Source organism: Atribacterota bacterium, from assembly GCA_028717805.1.
Classification (GTDB): Bacteria; Atribacterota; Phoenicimicrobiia; order Phoenicimicrobiales; family Stramentimicrobiaceae; genus Stramentimicrobium.
Genome location: JAQUNC010000028.1, coordinates 12,152 through 32,669, shown reverse-complemented (window position 1 = coordinate 32,669; position 20,518 = coordinate 12,152). Strand labels below are relative to the sequence as shown.

The 20,518-nt window shown below is 34.6% G+C and carries 20 protein-coding genes, 1 pseudogene and 1 riboswitch; of the genes and pseudogenes, 7 read left to right on the top strand and 14 right to left on the bottom strand.

Features of this window, described 5'->3' with window-relative positions; translation table 11 throughout:
* Positions 1-50: 50 nt before the first annotated feature.
* The 7 genes from PHD84_07245 to PHD84_07215 all read right to left on the bottom strand — a co-directional run bounded on the left by PHD84_07245 (position 51) and on the right by PHD84_07215 (position 8,893).
* On the bottom strand, positions 51-533 hold the full coding sequence (locus tag PHD84_07245) for a DUF6530 family protein (GenBank protein ID MDD5637591.1): 483 nt from the start codon (positions 531-533) through the stop codon (positions 51-53).
* Positions 534-793: 260 nt separating this feature from the next.
* Positions 794-1,261 carry a hypothetical protein gene (locus PHD84_07240; protein ID MDD5637590.1) on the bottom strand — a complete coding sequence of 156 codons (468 nt, stop codon included), beginning with the start codon at positions 1,259-1,261 and terminating at the stop codon, positions 794-796.
* Between the two features lie 220 nt (positions 1,262-1,481).
* Positions 1,482-2,270 carry a class I SAM-dependent methyltransferase gene (locus tag PHD84_07235; GenBank protein ID MDD5637589.1) on the bottom strand — a complete coding sequence of 263 codons (789 nt, stop codon included), beginning with the start codon at positions 2,268-2,270 and terminating at the stop codon, positions 1,482-1,484.
* Positions 2,271-2,596: 326 nt separating this feature from the next.
* Complete coding sequence (locus tag PHD84_07230; GenBank protein ID MDD5637588.1) at positions 2,597-3,754, bottom strand: aromatic acid exporter family protein; 1,158 nt, start codon at positions 3,752-3,754, stop codon at positions 2,597-2,599.
* 575 nt (positions 3,755-4,329) lie between these two features.
* Complete coding sequence (locus PHD84_07225) at positions 4,330-6,756, bottom strand: clostripain-related cysteine peptidase (GenBank protein MDD5637587.1); 2,427 nt, start codon at positions 6,754-6,756, stop codon at positions 4,330-4,332.
* Between the two features lie 344 nt (positions 6,757-7,100).
* Positions 7,101-7,979 carry a hypothetical protein gene (locus PHD84_07220; GenBank protein ID MDD5637586.1) on the bottom strand — a complete coding sequence of 293 codons (879 nt, stop codon included), beginning with the start codon at positions 7,977-7,979 and terminating at the stop codon, positions 7,101-7,103.
* 170 nt (positions 7,980-8,149) lie between these two features.
* The gene (locus PHD84_07215; GenBank protein ID MDD5637585.1) at positions 8,150-8,893 is read right to left on the bottom strand and encodes a CPBP family intramembrane metalloprotease; all 744 of its coding nucleotides are present in this window, start codon (positions 8,891-8,893) and stop codon (positions 8,150-8,152) included.
* A gap of 388 nt (positions 8,894-9,281) precedes the next feature.
* On the opposite strand from PHD84_07215, the pseudogene PHD84_07210 reads away from it, so the two are divergent.
* Positions 9,282-10,047 (top strand): annotated as a pseudogene (locus PHD84_07210) (MerR family transcriptional regulator).
* A 110-nt stretch (positions 10,048-10,157) separates the two neighbouring features.
* Here the strand turns inward: PHD84_07210 and PHD84_07205 are convergent.
* From PHD84_07205 to PHD84_07195, 3 genes are all read right to left on the bottom strand, one after another.
* A complete protein-coding gene (locus tag PHD84_07205; protein MDD5637584.1) occupies positions 10,158-10,643 on the bottom strand; it encodes a hypothetical protein in 486 nt (161 codons plus the stop codon).
* Between the two features lie 4 nt (positions 10,644-10,647).
* On the bottom strand, positions 10,648-11,094 hold the full coding sequence (locus PHD84_07200) for a DUF3795 domain-containing protein (GenBank protein ID MDD5637583.1): 447 nt from the start codon (positions 11,092-11,094) through the stop codon (positions 10,648-10,650).
* A gap of 71 nt (positions 11,095-11,165) precedes the next feature.
* Positions 11,166-11,546 (bottom strand): glyoxalase/bleomycin resistance/dioxygenase family protein, encoded by a 381-nt coding sequence (locus tag PHD84_07195; protein MDD5637582.1) that lies wholly within the window; start codon positions 11,544-11,546, stop codon positions 11,166-11,168.
* A 325-nt stretch (positions 11,547-11,871) separates the two neighbouring features.
* On the opposite strand from PHD84_07195, the gene PHD84_07190 reads away from it, so the two are divergent.
* From PHD84_07190 to PHD84_07170, 5 genes are all read left to right on the top strand, one after another.
* Positions 11,872-12,075 carry a dodecin family protein gene (locus PHD84_07190; protein ID MDD5637581.1) on the top strand — a complete coding sequence of 68 codons (204 nt, stop codon included), beginning with the start codon at positions 11,872-11,874 and terminating at the stop codon, positions 12,073-12,075.
* A 398-nt stretch (positions 12,076-12,473) separates the two neighbouring features.
* Positions 12,474-12,596: a hypothetical protein gene (locus PHD84_07185; GenBank protein ID MDD5637580.1), complete on the top strand. Its 123-nt coding sequence runs from the start codon at positions 12,474-12,476 to the stop codon at positions 12,594-12,596.
* Positions 12,597-13,078: 482 nt separating this feature from the next.
* Positions 13,079-13,276: a hypothetical protein gene (locus tag PHD84_07180; protein ID MDD5637579.1), complete on the top strand. Its 198-nt coding sequence runs from the start codon at positions 13,079-13,081 to the stop codon at positions 13,274-13,276.
* Positions 13,277-13,504: 228 nt separating this feature from the next.
* Positions 13,505-14,338, top strand: coding sequence for a hypothetical protein (locus tag PHD84_07175; GenBank protein ID MDD5637578.1), 834 nt, complete (start codon positions 13,505-13,507; stop codon positions 14,336-14,338).
* Between the two features lie 261 nt (positions 14,339-14,599).
* Positions 14,600-15,046: a hypothetical protein gene (locus PHD84_07170; GenBank protein MDD5637577.1), complete on the top strand. Its 447-nt coding sequence runs from the start codon at positions 14,600-14,602 to the stop codon at positions 15,044-15,046.
* 12 nt (positions 15,047-15,058) lie between these two features.
* Here the strand turns inward: PHD84_07170 and PHD84_07165 are convergent, their stop codons facing one another.
* The 4 genes from PHD84_07165 to PHD84_07150 all read right to left on the bottom strand — a co-directional run bounded on the left by PHD84_07165 (position 15,059) and on the right by PHD84_07150 (position 18,076).
* Complete coding sequence (locus tag PHD84_07165; GenBank protein ID MDD5637576.1) at positions 15,059-15,193, bottom strand: hypothetical protein; 135 nt, start codon at positions 15,191-15,193, stop codon at positions 15,059-15,061.
* 139 nt (positions 15,194-15,332) lie between these two features.
* Positions 15,333-16,325 (bottom strand): PEGA domain-containing protein, encoded by a 993-nt coding sequence (locus PHD84_07160; protein ID MDD5637575.1) that lies wholly within the window; start codon positions 16,323-16,325, stop codon positions 15,333-15,335.
* A gap of 650 nt (positions 16,326-16,975) precedes the next feature.
* Entirely contained in the window at positions 16,976-17,626 is a 651-nt protein-coding gene (locus PHD84_07155) for a DUF72 domain-containing protein (GenBank protein MDD5637574.1), read from the bottom strand.
* Positions 17,627-17,707: 81 nt separating this feature from the next.
* A complete protein-coding gene (locus tag PHD84_07150) occupies positions 17,708-18,076 on the bottom strand; it encodes a DUF488 family protein (GenBank protein MDD5637573.1) in 369 nt (122 codons plus the stop codon).
* 302 nt (positions 18,077-18,378) lie between these two features.
* Positions 18,379-18,513: riboswitch (molybdenum cofactor riboswitch) on the top strand.
* Positions 18,514-18,689: 176 nt separating this feature from the next.
* Between PHD84_07150 and PHD84_07145 the strand changes: the two genes are divergently transcribed.
* The gene (locus tag PHD84_07145) at positions 18,690-20,486 is read left to right on the top strand and encodes an NADH-dependent [FeFe] hydrogenase, group A6 (protein ID MDD5637572.1); all 1,797 of its coding nucleotides are present in this window, start codon (positions 18,690-18,692) and stop codon (positions 20,484-20,486) included.
* Positions 20,487-20,518: the final 32 nt, after the last annotated feature.

Below are 20,518 nucleotides of genomic sequence, written 5' to 3'. Positions count from 1 at the left end.
AATTATAACATGAATGTCAAGTATTATTATTAATAGTGTTATTGGTTAGTTTATATTTCCTTTATTTCCTTTAATAAATCATATAATACATTCAGCCTTTCACTGATTATCTCATCATCTTTATGCAGGCAATCGTCAAATAAATTTAGGTCAGTTTCAATATACTCATTATCGGTGCATACGGCAACATTCATAGCGCCTCCCTGTAAACCTATTCTATCCAGTAAAGGATAGTTAGAATAACTTTTTTCGTTTTTACGATATCTTTCCAGAAAGATTTTTCTTGTTTTGCAAATCAAGATTGCTAAATCAAGCACCCTATGTAAGGGCATCTCTTCTGATTGTCTGGACCACTTTTCTCCTGTATGCCGCCATATTTTAGCAGATATTTCCAGATTTCCCCTATCATTCCATTGAGCCAGTCCCAGGGATAATCCCTTGGTATCAGAATTATTTGCTCTTCTTCCATCTATCATGTCATATTCTTCTGAAACAATAACTGGTTTGTGCTTTAATTCAGTCGGTATCTTCATAATATTTCCTCCCATTTTTTAGTAAAAGACTAATGTAGTAGTTTACTACATACCATAATCTGTGTCAAGTATTAAATCTTTTTTAGGTTATGGAATTTCCTTCAAGATAGAGTTATGTTTGCTCTTTGTTTGGCAGGTTATAATTCAGATTCAGTAAACATAATCTGTGATGAATATGTTGTTTATATATCTGCTGGTAAAATATTATCAACATTTATAGTATATTTTCTAAACAATTTAATTTAATTTCTAGAGACAATTCATATTTTAAAATGCTTCTCTTTTTCTTCCAGCACTGTAAGAATAAAACTTTTCATTTCCCTTGGTATTTGTTCAATTTGCCATTGGCGCTCAACATCTACCAATTTGCCCGTGAATTTTATAGCCCTTCGGGCATATAATGCTGCCCCTATTGAATGGTCAGCCATATGTGCAGTTGCAACTGCATGTCCAATAGAACGGGCTACTGCTCTTGCAACCGGATCAGAAGATTCCCGTGCTACAGTATGCGCATTTGCGGAAGCTTTTCTAGCATCACCTGTTGTTGCTTTACCTTCTTCCCATTCTTTAGCAACAAACAAAGCCTGAATCAATCTCTGATCAATATTTCCTTTAATAAGTGATAAGACATGTTCCGAACATGTGCTAGCCCATTCAATTATTTTTCGATGCTGGTCTTCAGTAAGCATCCCTCCTCTATCTAACGTTATAAATCTATTATCCCGCATACAATTCCTTTACTCACATAAGACATCTTTTCAACACCGTCAAAACCTTTAAAGCCTTCCTGGCTTTCATATAACAGGAATGTTGTCCTCAGTAATCCATATCTGATTAACCGAACTTATGGATTATCTTCTACTACAAGCCAGGAAACTATCTTTTTCTCTAAATAAGATTCCCAGTTAATCATAGTTAATCCTTCAATAAATCAGAATATTTTCAATATTATTTCTTGCTGATTTTTTTATTGACCTTAATTTGCTTCTTCAGAATACCGGAAAATATTTTCAATTTATACTGCCCCTCTTCTAACAGATATTGGTCATAAAGATTATTCATATCTACCTGGTTTATAGTTAAGTTATTTTCTTTAAAAATATTCAGCCAGGTGTTATAGGGATACAGTCCAAGAGTATGAACCTCGTTGTAAATTTTCAGTTTACCATTCTGACGAATCAGGTAAATTATTGCTGCCTCATAGGTTGTTTCTGACACAATATAATTATTTTCAAATACCGTAACATGGATATCTTCCTTCTCACCAGAATAGGCAAAATTATTGTTCTGAAAATCTTCTTTAATATGAGTGGTTACCAGAAAGGCGCCATCGGTTTTTAAATGATAGACTGTATTACTGATAACCTCTTTCAGGTCAGCAAGGGTTACCATATACATAATAGAATCCGGGATAATGACTATATCAAATTTCCGGTTGAGACTAACCACTCGCATATCTCCTTTGATATATTTCACTTGCGGATTCCTCTCTCTGGCTATTTTCAGCATTCCCTCACTTATATCTACTCCGGTAATTTGAAAGTATCTTTTAAAATGATAGTCATGCGCTCCTGCACCGCAACCTAGATGGAGCATTGTGGTAGGTTGTTTGCTCATTTCTTTTGATAATATTTTATTCAAAATCTTGATATAAAATGATGTCTCTTCCCGGTAGATATCAGGGGGAGCTAAGATTGTATCAGTCCAGGCAAGTTCATTATATGCTTTCCATTTCATTTTTATTACAGCCTTCTTTATCGATAGCGATCTATCTGAATATTTTATGTTCCATAATTATATCAAAAAGCCATTCATTATTAAACAAGCTTTGGATTTTGTGGTTTACAATCATCTCATTTGCCTATAGTCAGGATATTTTTATCTCATTCTTGTCAATTGAATGTTCTTTGCTTCTTCCTTCTTATCTTTTGTTGATTCTTGTCATAGGTTATGATCAAAATCGGAAAAGAATAGCACAGTGAATCCAAGGTAGAAATCATTGTCTCTGCTTTTTTGGCAATCATGGGCTACTTTAAAATAGCCAGACCAATGGTAAAAATTTTTTAATTATTAGACTCAATATTCCCAACTATAGCTTGAGCCAGATCAGTAAGGGCAGTGGTTATCTCTTCCAAATCAAATATAATCCTATGTGTTGACATAAAATAATAGATATCCATTTTCTCAATATATTTAATTCCCCAATATTTAAGACATTGACGTGATAATTCTTTCAGCTTATTTATATTATCAGTATACTGACATATCTGTGGCATTAAAACTGCCCTCTGCTCTCCCATGGCATCAAATACACACACATGCAAATGACCTAATGTCCGGGCTAAATCTTGCAGAACGGACATCAGATTAGTAAATTCTTTTGACAAATAATATGAATCACTAATTATTTTTTTCTTTTTCAGTTCCTGGCTCATTTCATAACACCTTTGGGTAACCATAACTAAGTCCTCAAGCTTGGCAACAATATCAACTAAAAAATGGACGCCACGGTTAAATAAAAGATATTCTTCTAATTCTATACCTTCTAAAAAAGTACCTAGTGGTGTCTTTGCTCCAGCTTGTAAATGATTAAGTTTCTGGTGCAAACTTGCTATCCCCTTTTGGATATCTTTTAATTCCTCTCTAACCTGTTTGGCAAGCTCTGGCTTATTGTGGACATAGGCTTCAACTATTTTTTTATAAAGCTCAGGAAATATTTTTGTTAATAAGTGCATCTCTTCACGAAAGGTAATGCGATACCTTGGGGGGGCAATCACAATATTAGTTAAGGTTGCGACCATAATTCCGATTAAAGTGCTTATTACCCGTCCTGCAGTATAATACAAAGCTTCACCGGAGACCTGCACCATAACGGCTATAACTGTTAAAGATGCTAATGATATGCCCTCTTCCCACTTCAAACGGTGACAAATCCAAAGAACTATAATTACTCCAGCACCAATTGCAAACAAATTGTTCCCAAATATATAATGCAACAGCAATCCGAATAAACCGCCTACAATAGTTGCTTTTATTCTAATTAATCCCTTCTGAATTCCTACTGTAATACTGGGCTGCATACAGATAATTGCAGCCACTCCAGCTAAAAGCGGTAAAGAATAGGGTACATAATGGGATAAAAAGAGAGACAAAGTAACCGCTATACCAGTCTTTATTGTTCTTGCTCCTAAGAAAACCTGATTTTTTCGTTTTGATGACATGCATTTCACTCACTTTTTCTACATTATTTTGCTTTTTTCTTTTCTTTAATTATTATTTCTCCTAAAGTATCTATCATAACAATTTACACAATAGATCCTTCATCTGGTTTAAATATAAATGTAATAAATTATGTTACAGGGAACTGTGATACCAGTTTATGAACAAAGCAAAATTATTCCAGCTTCTCGTAGGAAGTTAGATAATATCTTCATTTCTTCTTGAGTGGTTATAATCATATAAGAAGTCTCCTCAATTATAAATGAGATTTGGGATAGAAGCAAATGAACTGCGTATTAAACTCCAATAGTGGTACAATTTAATCTGATATAAGAATTATATTTTGGAGTTGCTCAAATTTCTGTAATAAGGACTGATACTTTTCATGTATCATCTTTTGGTCAAATTTCCAGCATTCATTTAGCATTGTATCTTATTCAGCCTTAGAGAAGTATTTCTCCGATTCAGGGAAAAATAAGTCATCTTCTTTCTTAATATGTTTTGGATAAATGCTTATGTTACTCTAAAACTGCACCACTGTATTAATTGAAAAGTGGACTGCTCTTGATTATAGATATCAATTGGTAATAGACGGTGTCCAGTATTGGTTGCCATAAATATCGGTTATGCGATAGGTCATCTGATAGTCATTAATCCCAATAGATAAGTTCTCTATTTCCCACTCTCCGGTGGCAGTATATTGATTTCCCAGATAATAGGTATCATCATACTCACCTTCATAAGTATAGTAGTCACAGAGGAAATCAATCCTGTCTCCTTCGACAATCCCCAGTAAGCCTTTGGCAATAGTCTCTGTTTCCGGTTCCTGGTCATACTTGATCTGAGCGCCTAATATCAAGCCATAGGGTTCTTCATTATCAAACACGACAATAATATCAACAAGCTGATCATTTAATAATGCTGGAATTCTTCCCTTGATGGAATAGGTATCCCTAGAACGGTCATCACTCACCAGGTAATAACTAACAATATTACCGTTTAGAGCTAACCAGGTTCCATCATAATCCATGATTAAATCACCATCTTCATTGTATTCATAAATATTATCAAGACCAAGATCAATAAATCCCTCGCCATCATCAACAAAAACGTTCATCTCCATGTATTGTACCAGATCCCACTGTTTTTCAGAAAGAGATAGAACACGCTGATCCCCTTTTTCAGTAATAACTAATGCTGATGCATCAAATTGGTTCTCTTTATAAACATCAACAGATTCTTTCATCAAATCTACATCTAGCCATCCCAGTGCATCCCCAACCAGACCGGTAATATTGCTGTAATCACCACCAGATAAAAAAGAGTTGAGTAGAGTGCCCACAACATCTGCCCCAGAAATTCCACCGGCAGGTGCTGACTGGGTTTGACTGCTATTAGAAAATCCTGTCAACAATGTTTCTAACAGATTTCCGCTTCCGGTTGAAATGACTTGTCCACCAGCCATGACACTGGCAAAACTTTTAATGCATTCACTATACTCTTCACTCATATTAATTTCTTCATAAGTTTCCAACATAGAATTGAGCCTGGTAAGTCTACCGTAAGGGAAGAAAACCGAAAGTCCGTTGGCATTTGTGATATTATTGGTCGTGCGATTATATTTGATGCATCCACGCAGAGCTTCCGCAAAAGACTCTGCTTCTTCCGTTCTCAGATTTTCGGCAAAATGTATCAGGTCAATCTGGCTTATCCTAGAAGAACGTGCAAATTCCTTGGTGCCTGCACGGGCATCGGAAACAGCTTTATAATCTTTTTCTTCCACAATCATCTTATTGGTTGCATTAGCAAATTCGGCCAATACTGAGGGTATAGTACCTTTGAGCTCAGCTAAATCAACCAGGGAAAGCGTACCCTGGCTCTGGGGCACTTTTGACCTAACATCTCTGATATAATCATCAATCAGTCTTTTCCCTAATTCAATTGTGGGAATAGATGTATTCTCGGAAAGAGCAGTTATCCAACCAGTGTAATACCAACCAATACCTGGTTCTACCTCCTCCGAGGCAATCATATAATCGGCATAAGGTTCCAGAGCTATTGCTGTTTCTAAAGTTGCCATCAGGCATGCATCGAAACCTATCAAATCAAAAGTGCAACTGCTTTCTTGAACAGCTCTAGCAATTTCATCCAGAGTCATGCTATCGTTAGGATAATACTGGTCATGACCATAACCGCTTAAAGAACCACCGCCATGGTCCCACATAACTAACAGATAGCGGTTGGCCGGATAATTAGCTTTACAGTACCTAATAAAATCTGACAGTGTGGCTGGATTAACCATTGAACTTTTTCCCAGATCTTCTTCCAGCAATACAAGTCCTTCATTTATCAAGCGGTAGCGTTGATTGGTTCTGCTATCAATCACATTATTTTGCCATCTTGATGTGCCACCAGTCTCAATAATAATATTCACTTTATCTGAAATCTCTGCATTAAGCATTTCCTGTAAATCGGAGGTAGCCATTCCAGCTTGTGCTTCCAGATCAGTTCCGCACATATAAACCATCACGGTAACCGTATCTTCACCCTTACCCCTCAGAAAGACACGTTTGGCACGTGCTAGTTCCGATACTGAGGTATCAACTAGATAGGCACCTGAACTAGCATTGAAAGAATCACTAACTGGGACCTGGGTCTGGTAGCTGGTAGTACTAATACTATCAGAATCAGTCAAAAGGTCAGTTATATTACCCGGTTCACCCCCCATATTGCTAAACAGATAGTAAGCAACTAATAAAATAAAAACTATAATTCCAATGTATTTAAGGCAACCCCCGCTTGAAGAGGTGCTACCACCAGTCGGTGGATAACTTGTGCCTCCAGTACTTCCCGTTGGTCTTCCAAGTCTACCAGAATAACCACCGGAAGGCATGCCAACAGGACCACCTGTTTTACCTTTAAGTCCGCTTCCCCTCTTCTTTACACTACCTGTACCCTCACCTACCCGTTTTTGCCTTCCCACAGGACGATTACGTTTCTCCATAGGATTCTTTCCTCCATTTTGCAAATTAATTACTAAGTTTAAAATGCCAATTTAACTTACTATATTATAGCATAATGAGTATATCCTTCTTCTCTATCTTGTAGTTAAATCCACATTGATTATATCTAAATTTATTTTTTTCTCAAAGCACTCCGCTTTTTTTCTTAACTTTTTATCTTAATATATTCATTCTTCAATTTGACTATTGTTTATAACACAACAGCAAAATGCATAGAGAACATTGCCTTTAATTATTTTCAGGATAAAGATGATACTTTTTGATGAGTTAAAAAGTCTTTGATGCTAAGTGGTCTAAAACTAGTTAGCAATATTAAGTGTAGGTATTATATTCTGGATATCATATGAGGAGAACTCACCTCATTAATTCCCAATGCCATTGATATTAAAAATAGAACCAAAATATCTAATCCGCTTCGTAAAAACATTTGAAACATGGTGCCTTTAATAATAAGCCCTATAAAACTATTAAAGATAATCCAGTTAAGTCCAACAGATAAGGCAAACCTCAATGGTAAAGACCATAACTTCAAGGCATTCCCATACGACCACAAAGGATACAGAATGACATAAATACAACCCATCAATATTCCAAATAAGGCTGTCCAAACATAGCAAGGTATCGGGTATTTAGCACATTCGCTATCAATAAGACCAATTTGATAAAAGATTACTCTCCCTATAAAAAAAGCAATAGCAGTAATGGATATTATCTTAATACTTTTTATTAATCCCAGTGTTTTTATTTCTTTAACTTGAACATGACTATTTAAGGTAAAATAAGAAATAACCAGACATAGCAATAATGCTGGTATACCATCTCCAATGCCGATTAAAAATTGATATTTTACAAATTCTAAGTTCCATCTTGAAAAAGGAGAATACTTAACTATTACCTCCTGCATTCCTAGGATATACATCATGGCATATACTATTCCAAGTCGGATACCTATTTGCAGCTGTGATGCCATTACTCTTAATCCAATATATCTCACCATAATGACACAGTGAGTAAAAAGGAAAAGAAAATAGAATGTAGATATAACTGGAAAGCCAAACCATTTAACCCAAATACTGTTAAATTGCTTAACATCTAAGGAGACTGGCAGCATTGCATGAATAATTATGGCAAAAAATGTAGAAAATAAAATGGCTAAAGTGCTAATTATTATTACTCGTTTTGAACTTAGATCTTTTTCCTTCATATACAAATCTTCCTCTATCTTCTTCGAATAGTTTCTTATCAATATATTTTCACAGGCTACTCTTATGATTATCAAGAAATATTATAGGCAACGTTATATTTATTCAGAAATGCCCAATAATACTTCTTATATTTTTACTGAATTTTCATATATTTAAAACAATGTTTGCATTAAAACAAAGCAAGTAGATATCCAGACCCGACCATCAGAAAATTACTTACACTATGCATTAGTGCAGGATATACAATACTTCGGCTCTTCTGATATACTATGCCTTGAATAACTCCTAATATAAAAGCATAAAATAATTGAAAATAGTCTACTTTGATGGTAAATGGTGATAAATTCCAATTTATATGTGCTATAGAAAACAAGAGAGATGCAATAATTACCTCTATTGTTATCTCCTGCTGTATCTTAATATTATTCCTAAAAATAGATGACAATACTGTTATCGGTAACGCCCGATACAATATCTCTTCTGATGGTCCGCTTAAAAAAAGTTGAAATCCCAATGTTCCAATAATATTATTTTTATTTAAAGGGAAGTCATAGGTTGGTAACTGATGGAAAATATACATAAAAATATGGCTGGCAATGGCAATTGTTGCATAGGCAGCAGTAAATATTATTAAATATTTTATTCCTATTTTGCTTTCTCCAAAGGAAAAACCAAAGTCTATTTTAAATAGCTTACTTAATACTGCAATGATAGTTAATGCAATAAACATCTGAACAAAATGGTGTACAGAAATACTGGCAAAGATGTCATAGGGATCAAGTAATTTATAGGAAAATATATTAGCGACAGTCCATCCACCCTTACCGGAGAATATTTGGATAAGAAATAGGACAATAATTGCTATACTACCAGAAAATAATCTATAAAGTTTATTAAACTTGTATTTTTCCATATTATTTATGATGAGAATTTTTTTCTCTTTTCTCTTAATAAAAAATCATTTTCTATCTTTTAGAAAAAACAAGATTGGATCTTGTCAATCTGTCTCTGTTGACTCTATTGATTTCTATAAAATGTTTGAGTAAGAAAAAGTAGTAAAACTAATATATTGTAATCAACTTAATGATAAAACTCAAACAATATTTTTAATAAATTAGTAAATCATAAATCTTTCTAATTTTTTAAGGCTTTGTTATGATAATAGCTAATATTTCCAATGATATTTTATGGCATGATCATTAAAATATATTTCTTGATATTAACATTACGTAAAGATTTATAATATGAACTATGAAAAAGGGAAGCAATCAAATTCTCAAAAACACAAGGATTTTAAGCTAATAAATTACACAATTAAACAACTAGCTGAATTATCAGGAGTAAGTAAAAGAACGCTACGCTATTGTGACGAAATAGGATTACTCAAACCGGCTCTGCTAAATTCTTCTGGTTATCGAATCTATACTCAAAAAGAAGTAAACAAGCTACAGCAGATTCTTTTTTATAAGGTATTAGGAGTGGGCCTTAAAGCTATTCAAAAAATAATCACTTCTCCATATTTTGACGAACTTAAAGCCCTGAAAGACTATTTTATAAAGCTTTCAAAACAAAAAGAGCAATTGGAAATCCTAATTAATAATGTTAGAAAAACAATAATATCTATAGAAAGGGGCACCACAATGAATGATAGAGAAAAATTTGCAGGATTTAAAAAAATTAATAGAAGAAAATAAAGCAAAATACAGCCAAGAAATACGAGAACTTTATGAAGAGGAAATAATTGAACAATCCAATGAAAGGATAAAGAATATGATCAAGATTAAACATGAAGAAATGACTAAAATTGAACAAGAGCTAATGGAGAGCTTAAAGAAAGCTATGCGGACTGACAATCCTGCAGGGAAATTAGCACAAAAAGCAGCAGATTTACACCATCAATGGCTTTCCCTTTATTGGGGGAGTTATAACAAAGAAGCTCCTGCCAGTCTTGTCCGAATGTATGTAGTAGATGAAAGATTTTCCCATTATTATGATAAAAATCAACCTGGAACAGCACAATTTTTAAAAGATGCTGTTCTTTTCTATACCGGGATGAATGAACAGTAATAAGATTAAAAAATCTTGGCTTTTTTAAAATGAAGGAGAATTCCAGGAATATATTCACTATTAAATTGTACTTGAAGGTTTTGTTTATACTAAGAGCATATCCTATCTTATTAACTCAACAAAGAAGTAATATCAGCAATGAATTTAATAGCCCTTTTTTTTATCTGCAGTTTCAAGTTATCAGGATTGTTAAAATCTGGTTTTTCTACCAGTATTGATTCAATGATGGAATCCACTCCTGGAAGTACCTTCGAGAGCTTATATTTTTCAATATCTTTATGACTCATTCTTTCAATATAATCAGCCTGAATCTTTCTATTACTCCCCCCTAACCAAGCTTCAAATCTTCCCTGTTCATGTAAGAATACAATAGCAATTTTTAGCTTTCTATTTTTCAAATGGGAAGGGGTAAATGCGAAATAGGTCATATCCATATAGCCAAAATATAAGGAACTCACGATATAATCCGGATAATTTTTTTCCAGATAAATTTTTAAATCAGACATAAAGTTCATTATTCCCTTATAAGCTTTTTGGATATAACCTCTATTTAATTGATTCTTATATTCTCTAATTTGTTCATTTAGTGAGTTCATAAGCCTACTCCTCGTTCCAACGATATTTTTTGTTCTGTAGCAATGTATCGATGTTACAATTTAAGCATAGACCGTTATGGCAGCATATCACATCACCACACGTAGGACACTTCCACTTTTCTTCTTCCTTTTTCAGAAAACTCTTCATGCCACTATCTCTTAAAAATTTGAGATTTTCTATCATACTCATATGATATTTTGTGCGATAGCGCTTATCCAATGGTTTCAACCGTTTACAGGGGAAAGACTGACACTCATAGCAAAATCGGATACTTCCTTTTTTAAGCAATTCACACTGGTCCCCCATCCAAGTACAGTTTTTCCCTCTTGGTATACAGCCAGTACAATAGGTCTTATGAAATCCCTGTTTGTTCAGGTCTTTTTTTCTAAATTGATAGGCAATACATAAACTACAGTTCATTCCACAGGGAGCAATTAGATTTTCTTTCATAAAAAACACCGCCCTCCAACCTTTCACCATTTTATTTTCTGAAATCTACAAAAGCATCATCACTAAATCAATCAACCTTGTTTTTTCTCTAAATTTATCGGTTCGCCAATTTCTACTATATTTTTATCATAATCATAAAATCTCAAAACCCTCTGCTTCCAGGGCTGTTCCTTTATTTGGTGAATAAATTCAAAATTATGCTCTCCTAAGGTTCTCTCAATTTCTTCCAGATGTTCTTCTTCGAAGTACAATTCAAAGCTATTAGCATATCTTTTTATAGGATAATTTTTTATTAATGACTGAAAGTGTTCTTTCTGATGGATAGCAAAATCTCCTTCAAATACTATATTTGCTCCATGATCTTCTTTTACTTTTTGTTTTAATATCTCTTCGTATAAATATCTGGAACGATTAATATCTTCTACCACAATCAGTGGGCAGATATATTTCATAAAGATTTTTTGACCTCCTTTCATTAATTAATTTCAGGAAATAAATCCATTATTGCTAATAATTTTATAATCTATTATAGTGTTCTTTCAGTTCTATGTCATTAAATTAATCAAGATCTTGAATTATCATGTTTTTACCTTCTACTTTTTATTATCTAAAAATAACAATAATTTACTAATCTTAATTATTCTAAATTTTTTACTAGCTAATAACCTTTGTGATATACTAGATGAACAAGTACTATGTTTTCTTAAAATAATGCCAAATACAAATTCATTTCATTATTATGGCTAAGAAAAATAGGTTAAAAAAGGAGGGATAAAAATGGCAGTAGTAAAAGTAATTGAAATTTTGGCAGAATCAACCAAAAGTTGGGAGGATGCCACTAAAGCAGCAGTTGCAGAAGCAGCAAAGACTGTAAGGAATATACAGTCTGTTTATATTAAAAGTTTTCAGGCAGTGGTAGAAAATCATGAAGTGGTCAGATACCGTGTTGATGCTAAAATTTCATTCATTGTTGAAGAATAAACTTAATTGTATTTTTCTCAATATAAAAATAGGAGCAGGTGCGGTTCTTTCTAGCCTGCTCCTATTTTAATTTTACTTACACTATAATAAATATTGTGTAGCTCATCCTTGAATGATGACTTTAATAAATAGAAATACTCCCTGTATCTAAAATCAGGTAAATGATAAATGTTCTGAAAAATAATTAAAATAAGAGGAGTAAATTGGCTTTTTAGAATTAGTAAGAAGAAGGCAGAGCGTAAGAGCCTACCTGGAAAAATCTGTAGAACGGGAAAAAACAGATAAATGTCTTGAAGCAGCGAGACTTGATCCCTCTGCTTTAAATGTTCAACCATGGCGGTTCAAGTTCTGGGTACCTGTATTCTGGGATGGTTTGACCAAAGAGGTATCAAAGATTTATGGATATTCCAGAAGAGAAGAAGGTTGAACTTATCCTTACTATGGGATACCAGGCTTCTACAGAAATCCGCCCAAAGAAACATAAAAACGTGGATGAAATTAGAAGCTATAATAAATTGTAACACTTGCCCGATCATCCCGTTTACTTTTTAAATTATTATTTTTTCTCTTTTTTATAATTTTCTAGAGCTTTTAACACAAACCTGGCATGAGCTCCAGCTGGGCCACCACTTTAAAAAAACAGGTGGCAAATGAATGGATTTCATCTACAACCTATTTTTTGACATTTGAGAAAATGTTTTCTACCAACCTGGTAGAAATCCAATCTTCTTATCCTCAGCTACAGCCGTATATCAACAGAGAAAATATCAGTAAAAAAATAAGGTAAAATAATTTTTTTATCATTCTACTCCTCCTTATGATGTCTGCTAATCATACTATTTTTTTGAAAAAAAGTAAACCCTACAAATTGCCTCATCAAAAATATATATGAAAAAGTATCGATGCCCCAGATAAAAGTCTAAATGAAATCATTTTCATTATAGGTCAATCTCCCCTATATTGGAAGAGCAAAGTTCTTACCAATAGAGGGGAGGGTAAGGAGATGTTAACCATGAGTCAAAAGAAGGCTGTCACCAGGGAATTAAAGGATCGATACCAGAAAGCCAGAAAGAAGGAGAAGACCATCATACTGAACGAGTTTACCCGACTGACTGGTTACCATCGGTGTTATGCCAGTCAGATACTCAGCCAAAGCAAGATACTGGGTTATACGCAGCTGGCTGGACAAACGATTAAATAGGTACGAGATCATCATCAATCCAGGAGAAAAAGGAACAGATACTATGACCAGAATGTTCTACTGGCTTTAAAGAAACTCTGGCAAGAAGCTGACTACATCTGTTCCAAGAGACTGGCCCCCTTCTTGGGTGAATTCATCCCGGTACTGGAGAGGTACGGGAAAATTACACTGGATCCGAAAGTCAGGGAAAAGATCTTGACGATTAGCCCCGCCACCATCGACCGTCTGTTGGCTCCTGTCAGAAAGAAACAACAGTTTAAAGGCAGGTCTACTACTCGTCCGGTAAGCTTATTGAAGAAGAAGATTCCTATTAGTACCTTCAGTAATTGGGATGATAACAGACCCGGCTTCTTCGAGGTGGATCTGGTCAGCCATGATGGGGGAAACACCAAAGGAGACTTTATCCAGAGTTTAAATTTCACGGATATTGCGACCTGCTGGATGGAGATGACAGCCGTCAAGAATAAGACGCAATGCTGGGTCTTTGCCGGAATCAAGGAGATCAGAAAAAGGCTTCCCTTTCCCATCTTAGGCTTGGATTCAGATAACGGCATTGAATTCATCAACTGTCATCTCATCCGCTATTGCGAAGAAGAACACATTACCTTTACCCGGGCCAGACCCTACCGTAAAAATGATTCCTGCTATATTGAGCAGAAGAACTGGTCGGTCATTAGAAGGACGGTGGGTTATGGACGGTATGATACCGAAGAAGTACTTCAACTGCTCAACCAACTATATGTCTACCTCAGGCTTTATGTGAACTTCTTCCAGCCAGTCAGAAAATTAATGGAGAAAACGAGAGTCGGAAGTAAAATCAAAAAGAAACATGATGTAGCTCAAACTCCTTACCGCAGGATCTTGACCTCACCAGGTATTCCAGAGGAAATCAAGATGCAATTACAAAGACAATATGCTATGCTGAATCCAGCAGAACTCAAAAGAGAGATTAGTAAACTACAGAATCAACTTTATAAATCAAATATCTTAAAGCAGAATAGGGATCAAGAAACTGTTTTAAGTAAAAAAACTCAAAACAGTTTCGATTATATTTCTACATGAGGCACCGTATCAGCTTTCAATTAGGTTTTTAGGTGAGGCAACAGGCCCTAAAAATATTTTGAGAATGTAAAGGTATATGTTAATATTTTATAAAGACTGATATTTAAAAGATAAAATTGACATTAAGAGAACTTATTTAAGTAAAATTTGTGAAACTTCAACAATGATAGCATTTATTAAATTTCTGTTCCTGGTTTTCAATTTTCAAAAGGAATAGTACTATAATAAAACATACACTTAGCGATGAGGCATAGTTATAAAGTGTTATCCGAAACTCAAAACAAGATAATTCTAACCAAAATAATAGCTACAGCAGGAACCATACTGGTATGGATACCTATTTTATTGACAGTATTGTCCACAATCACAGGAACAATATCAAACCATATGCTGCGATTTGACTACCTAATGCCAGCAGAACTTTTCCCAATTGCCTTTATAGGTACAGCACTGCTGATCTGGGCAGCATTAAGTGTGCATTTAAAGCAAAAAAACATCGCTTGGGGATTAGGTGCAGCTATATTCTTCCTGATCAGTGCTCAAACGATTGCTGTGCTCAGTGGCCTTGCTTCAGATTCCATTAAGCCTGTCGGTTGGATCTGGGCAATAGCCTTGACCTGTATTGCCCTTTATACCCTAGCTATTATAAATATTGGCCTAGCAGGTATCTCATTAATCAGGGAAATTAACTTTATCAATAAACAATAACAATGTAGTCTTTTAAAAAATTAAGGGATATAGTGTAAAAGGTAAGAAAAAAGGCACCATCTTCTGTGGATACGCTTTTATAGCGATCCTGGAAGAAATGCCTTTTTCTGTTTCCTTACCTGTTATAGTCATAGACCTAACTGGCATTTAGCATTATCTCCAGGTGAATAGCTTCTTATTCTGGTATAAAGAGAGTTGCTTAATTACAACTATAATGGTGAATAAGGATTTTCTATTATCAAGCTAACAATATTTTCATCTTTCAATAATAGAGGCAATAGTAAACTTACTTAAATATTTCAGTCATGGTGACCTCTATTGAAGTTACTTCCCCCGGGAATACTTCTAATTCTCCTATCCAGGCTCTAAAACCATCTTTAATTATTACCATTTCATAATAGCCTGTTTTTATATCTTGCAATGTTTTAGGATAAATAGATGTTGTGGTAATATAAGTACCGTTTAAAAATATTTTTGCTTCACCTTGATTGCTCTTAATGGAGATTGAGCCATATTTCGGTTGAGACTCTAAATCAACAGAGATTCTTGAAACTTGTTCAGATGATACTGTTATTTCGCTTATCCATTCACGATAACCTGGAAGTATTAATTTAATGATATGGGAACCGACAGAAATTTGAGTTAAATTCAATGGTGTCAATCCCTCATAGTTATCATCTAAATAAATATCTGCTCCCTTGGGATTAGAATTAACCGCAATGGAACCAGTTGCCCTTTGATATTCTAAATCAGCAAAAATACGAGCTGTTTGAGAAGAAGTTATAGTAATTTCACTATTCCATTCTTGATAATCAGCTAATACTAATTTAAGTGTATGCCTGCCAACAGTGATATCCCTTAAATTAAGGGGAGTTTGGCCTTTATAGGCATTATCCAGATATACCCGGGCACCCTGGGGATTGGAGTTAACCGCAATAGAACCAACGGCTGGTTTAGCCAGGGGAACTAAATCAGCAGCAATTTTCACCGTTAGAATAGGTAAAACTGCTACAGAGCTATTCCAATCTTCATAACCAGACAGTACTAATTTTATGCTGTATTGACCTACGGGAACATCTTTTAAATTTAATGGTGTGTCGCCTTTATATTGGTTGTCTAAAAATACCCCAGCACCTGATGGATTTGAATTTATGGAGAGGGTACCATATCTTAACTGCTGAGCATAGCCGGAAAGACCTATTGTTAAACAAAGAAAAGTTATTACAAATGTTAGTGACAATATTTTTATACATTTATCGAAAAAAAGACTTTGCCTCATAGTGATACCTCCTTAAGAAATCTATTTTTCTTGGCAAAAGTAACAATAAAATTATCCTCCTCCCTTCTATCTTTAAGTTAAAGATCATTTATCATAGAACGAACAAACACTTATACTATATTATTATACACTTTTTTTATTCTACTAACACCCAAAACTATTTTGCATTTTGTCTTCTTTTCCTCTCTATTTACCTTGTTCAGTGTTATAAATATTCCCCAGGATATTTGATAATTTTTTTCACGATACATCCATACCCCTGGGATAATTAATATAGCCATAATTTGATTTACATTTAATTGATTAAGTATAAATATTCTATAGAGCCACCGATATGTTTAATAAAGAAGTTCGCAACTTTCTGAAATCAAATCAGTATTAATAACTGGATGAAGTCTTCTATTTGTAGGGATTGATTTCTTTTCCTTCAGGCTATTTGTTCAGAAACAATAGAATTTCTTGCCGACAAGTTAAAATCAGTACAGATAGAACCCCGCTGGCTACAAACGGCTGACAATACGTTCAATAGTTAAGGGGGCAGAGCCTTCATAGTGATTATTGACATTAATAAACAGGCGTATATTTTTTATGATCAAAGCACGTATCATATCTGCCAATCGATTAAGTTCTTCTTCTCTGGATTCCCATAACTAATTCCAATTACCCTGGCTTTTCTCTTCCATTACCTTTCGATCACCACCCATAAGTCTAATTACAGTAAATTTTTCAATGAGATCATGATATTTTTTATACAGGTTAAAGATAGGAGGCATGTAATATCCTTGCAAAAATACATGACTCAGATTAGAGGATTTTAAAAAAGAAAAATATTCTTTATTCAGGTAATTGAGATTTCTAATCTCTATACAATAATTTATATCAGATGGACACCTGCTCATAAACCTGGAAATTTTGTCCTGAAAAATTTTTTGACCTGGCATCTTCTTGTTATTCAGATATTCAAACTGAAAGATAAATGCAGTTAGATGATCTTTCATGGGATGCAGTAAATGGTAAAATTCAGCAAAAAGTTCATTAGAGAGAAAAAGGGGGGGGTCAGTTAAGGGCATTTTTTTGTTTTGCGAATAATAATGAGTCAGAGTAATGGAATTCTGGACTTTTACACTAAACTGAAATTGTTGGGAGACAGAGGACACATATTCCCTGATAACTTCCGGTCTGGGTAAAACAACTTTGTTACCCGGAAACAACGACCAGAACAACTGGTCAATTTCAGCTGTATCATAATGCTTAGCATATTCTGATAGATACTTATTACCAACCTCTTCTGAATAGACAATCCCTTTCCAGGAAGGATATTTCCAGTTTCAGGTTCCTATTCTAACCAGATCAGAAATTTGCCTCATAATAATATCCTTTGTCTAAAATAATTCTTTTCTGGATTCTAATTTTATCAGATAATGTTTTAAAACTGAGGCATTATTTTTTTCTTCATTCTTAGAACTAAAGAGTAAGGTAACCTGATCTTTCCTGGAATGTTCTACCAAAGTCTTCAGTATTTTCTCGTGTTTCTCCAACTCCAATAAATAACTTCTTTCAAAATCATCCCAGCTTAATTCACCTGAATGGAAAGACTTTCGTAACCAATCCGAAGGAGCGGCTTCTTTAAGCCATTGGTCTATTTTTGTCCGTTCTTTAGAAAGTCCACGGGGCCAAAGCCGATCAACAAGAACACGATATCCGTCCTGTGGTACAGGTGCTTCATAGATACGCTTTAATGCAATAGGCATTTTTTCTGTCTCCTTCAATAATTTAATATTAAACATATATGCTTCTTTTCACATCATCATATTATAATGTAAAATAGAAAACAAGTAGATATTTGTTTATTGCATTTATAAAAAGGAAAGGATAAACAGAAAAGTTAATCGAAAAAATTCAGGTTGGATCAAATCTTCAAAATATACCTGGTTAGTATATAACATCATTCCAAGACTCGATTACCCCTCTTACCGCAATATTATCCCTATCTTTATAAATCACTTGATTTGCTTTTGCTCTTATGTTATATTAACAAAAAATGAAATTAAAATATTTACTATCTCTCCGAGTTGTTTTACCTAAAGAGTAATCCATGGAAAACAACCGGCAGATATAAAAATCTCGAGGGTATGGTTAGAAATTGCCATGCCTCCCATCTTTGGAAAGGAGGGAATATGGGCATTATTAGCTCGTTTATTGCACCATTTCATATAACTCATTATTGTCACTCTTCTTTACCTTCTCCCTAGAATTCCAAATGCTATCTAATACTATCTTTAGAATAAATATCATTAAAATTTATATAAAAAATAAAATATTATTTTATCTTGAATATTAAAAACAGAAAACTAGGAGAATAAAATGGCAGTAAAAGTTGAAATAAATAATATACCTTTAGAAGTTGAGGAAGGAACAACCATTTTAAAAGCTGCTCAAAAGATAGGCATTAAGATCTCAACTCTTTGTTATTTAGAAGGACTCCAGAATCCTGGTTCTTGTCGTATGTGTGTTGTAGAAGTAGAAGGTATGGCTACTTTGCCACCCTCTTGTATAACTGAAGTAACGGAAGGTATGAAAATCAAAACAAACAGTAAAAGAGTAAGAAATGCTAGGAAGGTTCTATTAGAACTACTTTTAAGTTCACATCCCTGGGAATGTAATACCTGTGACCGAAATCAGAATTGTGAATTACAAGCATTAGCTGAAGAATATGGAATTAGAGAGGTAAGATTTCAATCTGACAAAGAAAAACTTCCTCTTGATACCAGCACCCCAGGTATAGTTAGAGACCCAAATAAATGTATTTTATGCCGTCGATGTGTTTCTGCCTGTCAGGAAGTACAAAAGGTGGCAACCTTGGCTCCCCGTTACCGTGGATTCAACACCATTATTGGTCCTGGACAAGTTGATTTATTATCAGATGCTGTTTGTGTCCAATGTGGACAATGTGCTGTCGTTTGCCCTGTAGGTGCCATTATAGAACATGATGATACTGATAAAATCTGGGAAGCTCTGGAAGATCCGAACAAATATGTCATAGTGCAAACTGCTCCGGCTATTCGCGCAGCATTGGGCGAATGTTTTGACTTACCGCCAGGTACCCTGGTTAAAGGTCGCATGGTTAATGCTTTGAGGAGATTAGGATTTAAACAGGTGTTTGATACTAATTTTGCTGCTGATCTTACTATCATAGAAGAAGGAAATGAATTGTTGACCCGCCTCAAGAAGAAGTTAGTAGATAAAGATGAAAAGGTAAAATTGCCCATGTTTACTTCCTGCTCTCCCGGTTGGATTAATTACATGGAGCATTTCTATCCTGAATTGATGGATAATGTTTCTACCTGTAAATCACCACAGCAGATGTTTGGAGCTGTTGCCAAGACCTATTTTGCTGATAAAATCGGTATAAAGAAGGAAGATATGGTAGTAGTATCAATTATGCCCTGTACTGCCAAAAAATTTGAATGTAATCGCGATGAAATGACCGACAGCGGAGTTCAGGATGTGGATTATGTCCTGACCACTCGGGAATTAGGAAAGATGATTAAACAAGCCGGCATTGACTTCGTTAACCTACCAGATGGAGAAATGGATGCTCCATTAGGTATTTCTACCGGAGCAGCAGATATTTTTGCCAATACCGGCGGGGTTATGGAAGCCGCCCTTCGTACTGCCTATGAAATTGTTACCGGCAGACCTCTGCCCTTTGATAAACTCCATGTAACCTCTATTCAAGGATTGGAGGGAGTAAAAGAGGCTCAGCTAACTATAAAAGGTGTATTACCGGAATGGAAGTTCTTAGAAGGAGTGACCTTGAAAGTTGCAGTTGCTCACGGACTTGGACATGCAAATAAAGTTATCGAGGCAATCTTAAAAGGAGAAAAAGAATATCATTTTATTGAAATAATGACTTGTCCAGGTGGTTGTATAGGCGGAGGCGGTCAACCACGTATGACCAATGATGAAGTAAGAAAAGCCAGAATTCAGGCAATCTATAAAGAAGATGAGGGACGAGAATTTAGAAAATCCCATGAAAATTCAGCCATTAAACAATTGTATGCTGAATTTTTAAAAAAACCATTGGGCGAAAAATCCCACCATCTTCTTCATACTAACTACTTTAATAAGAAAAATAAAAAAATAGTTGAAATCTTATGAAATTATAAAACAATTTAGGGTTAAAGAAATAT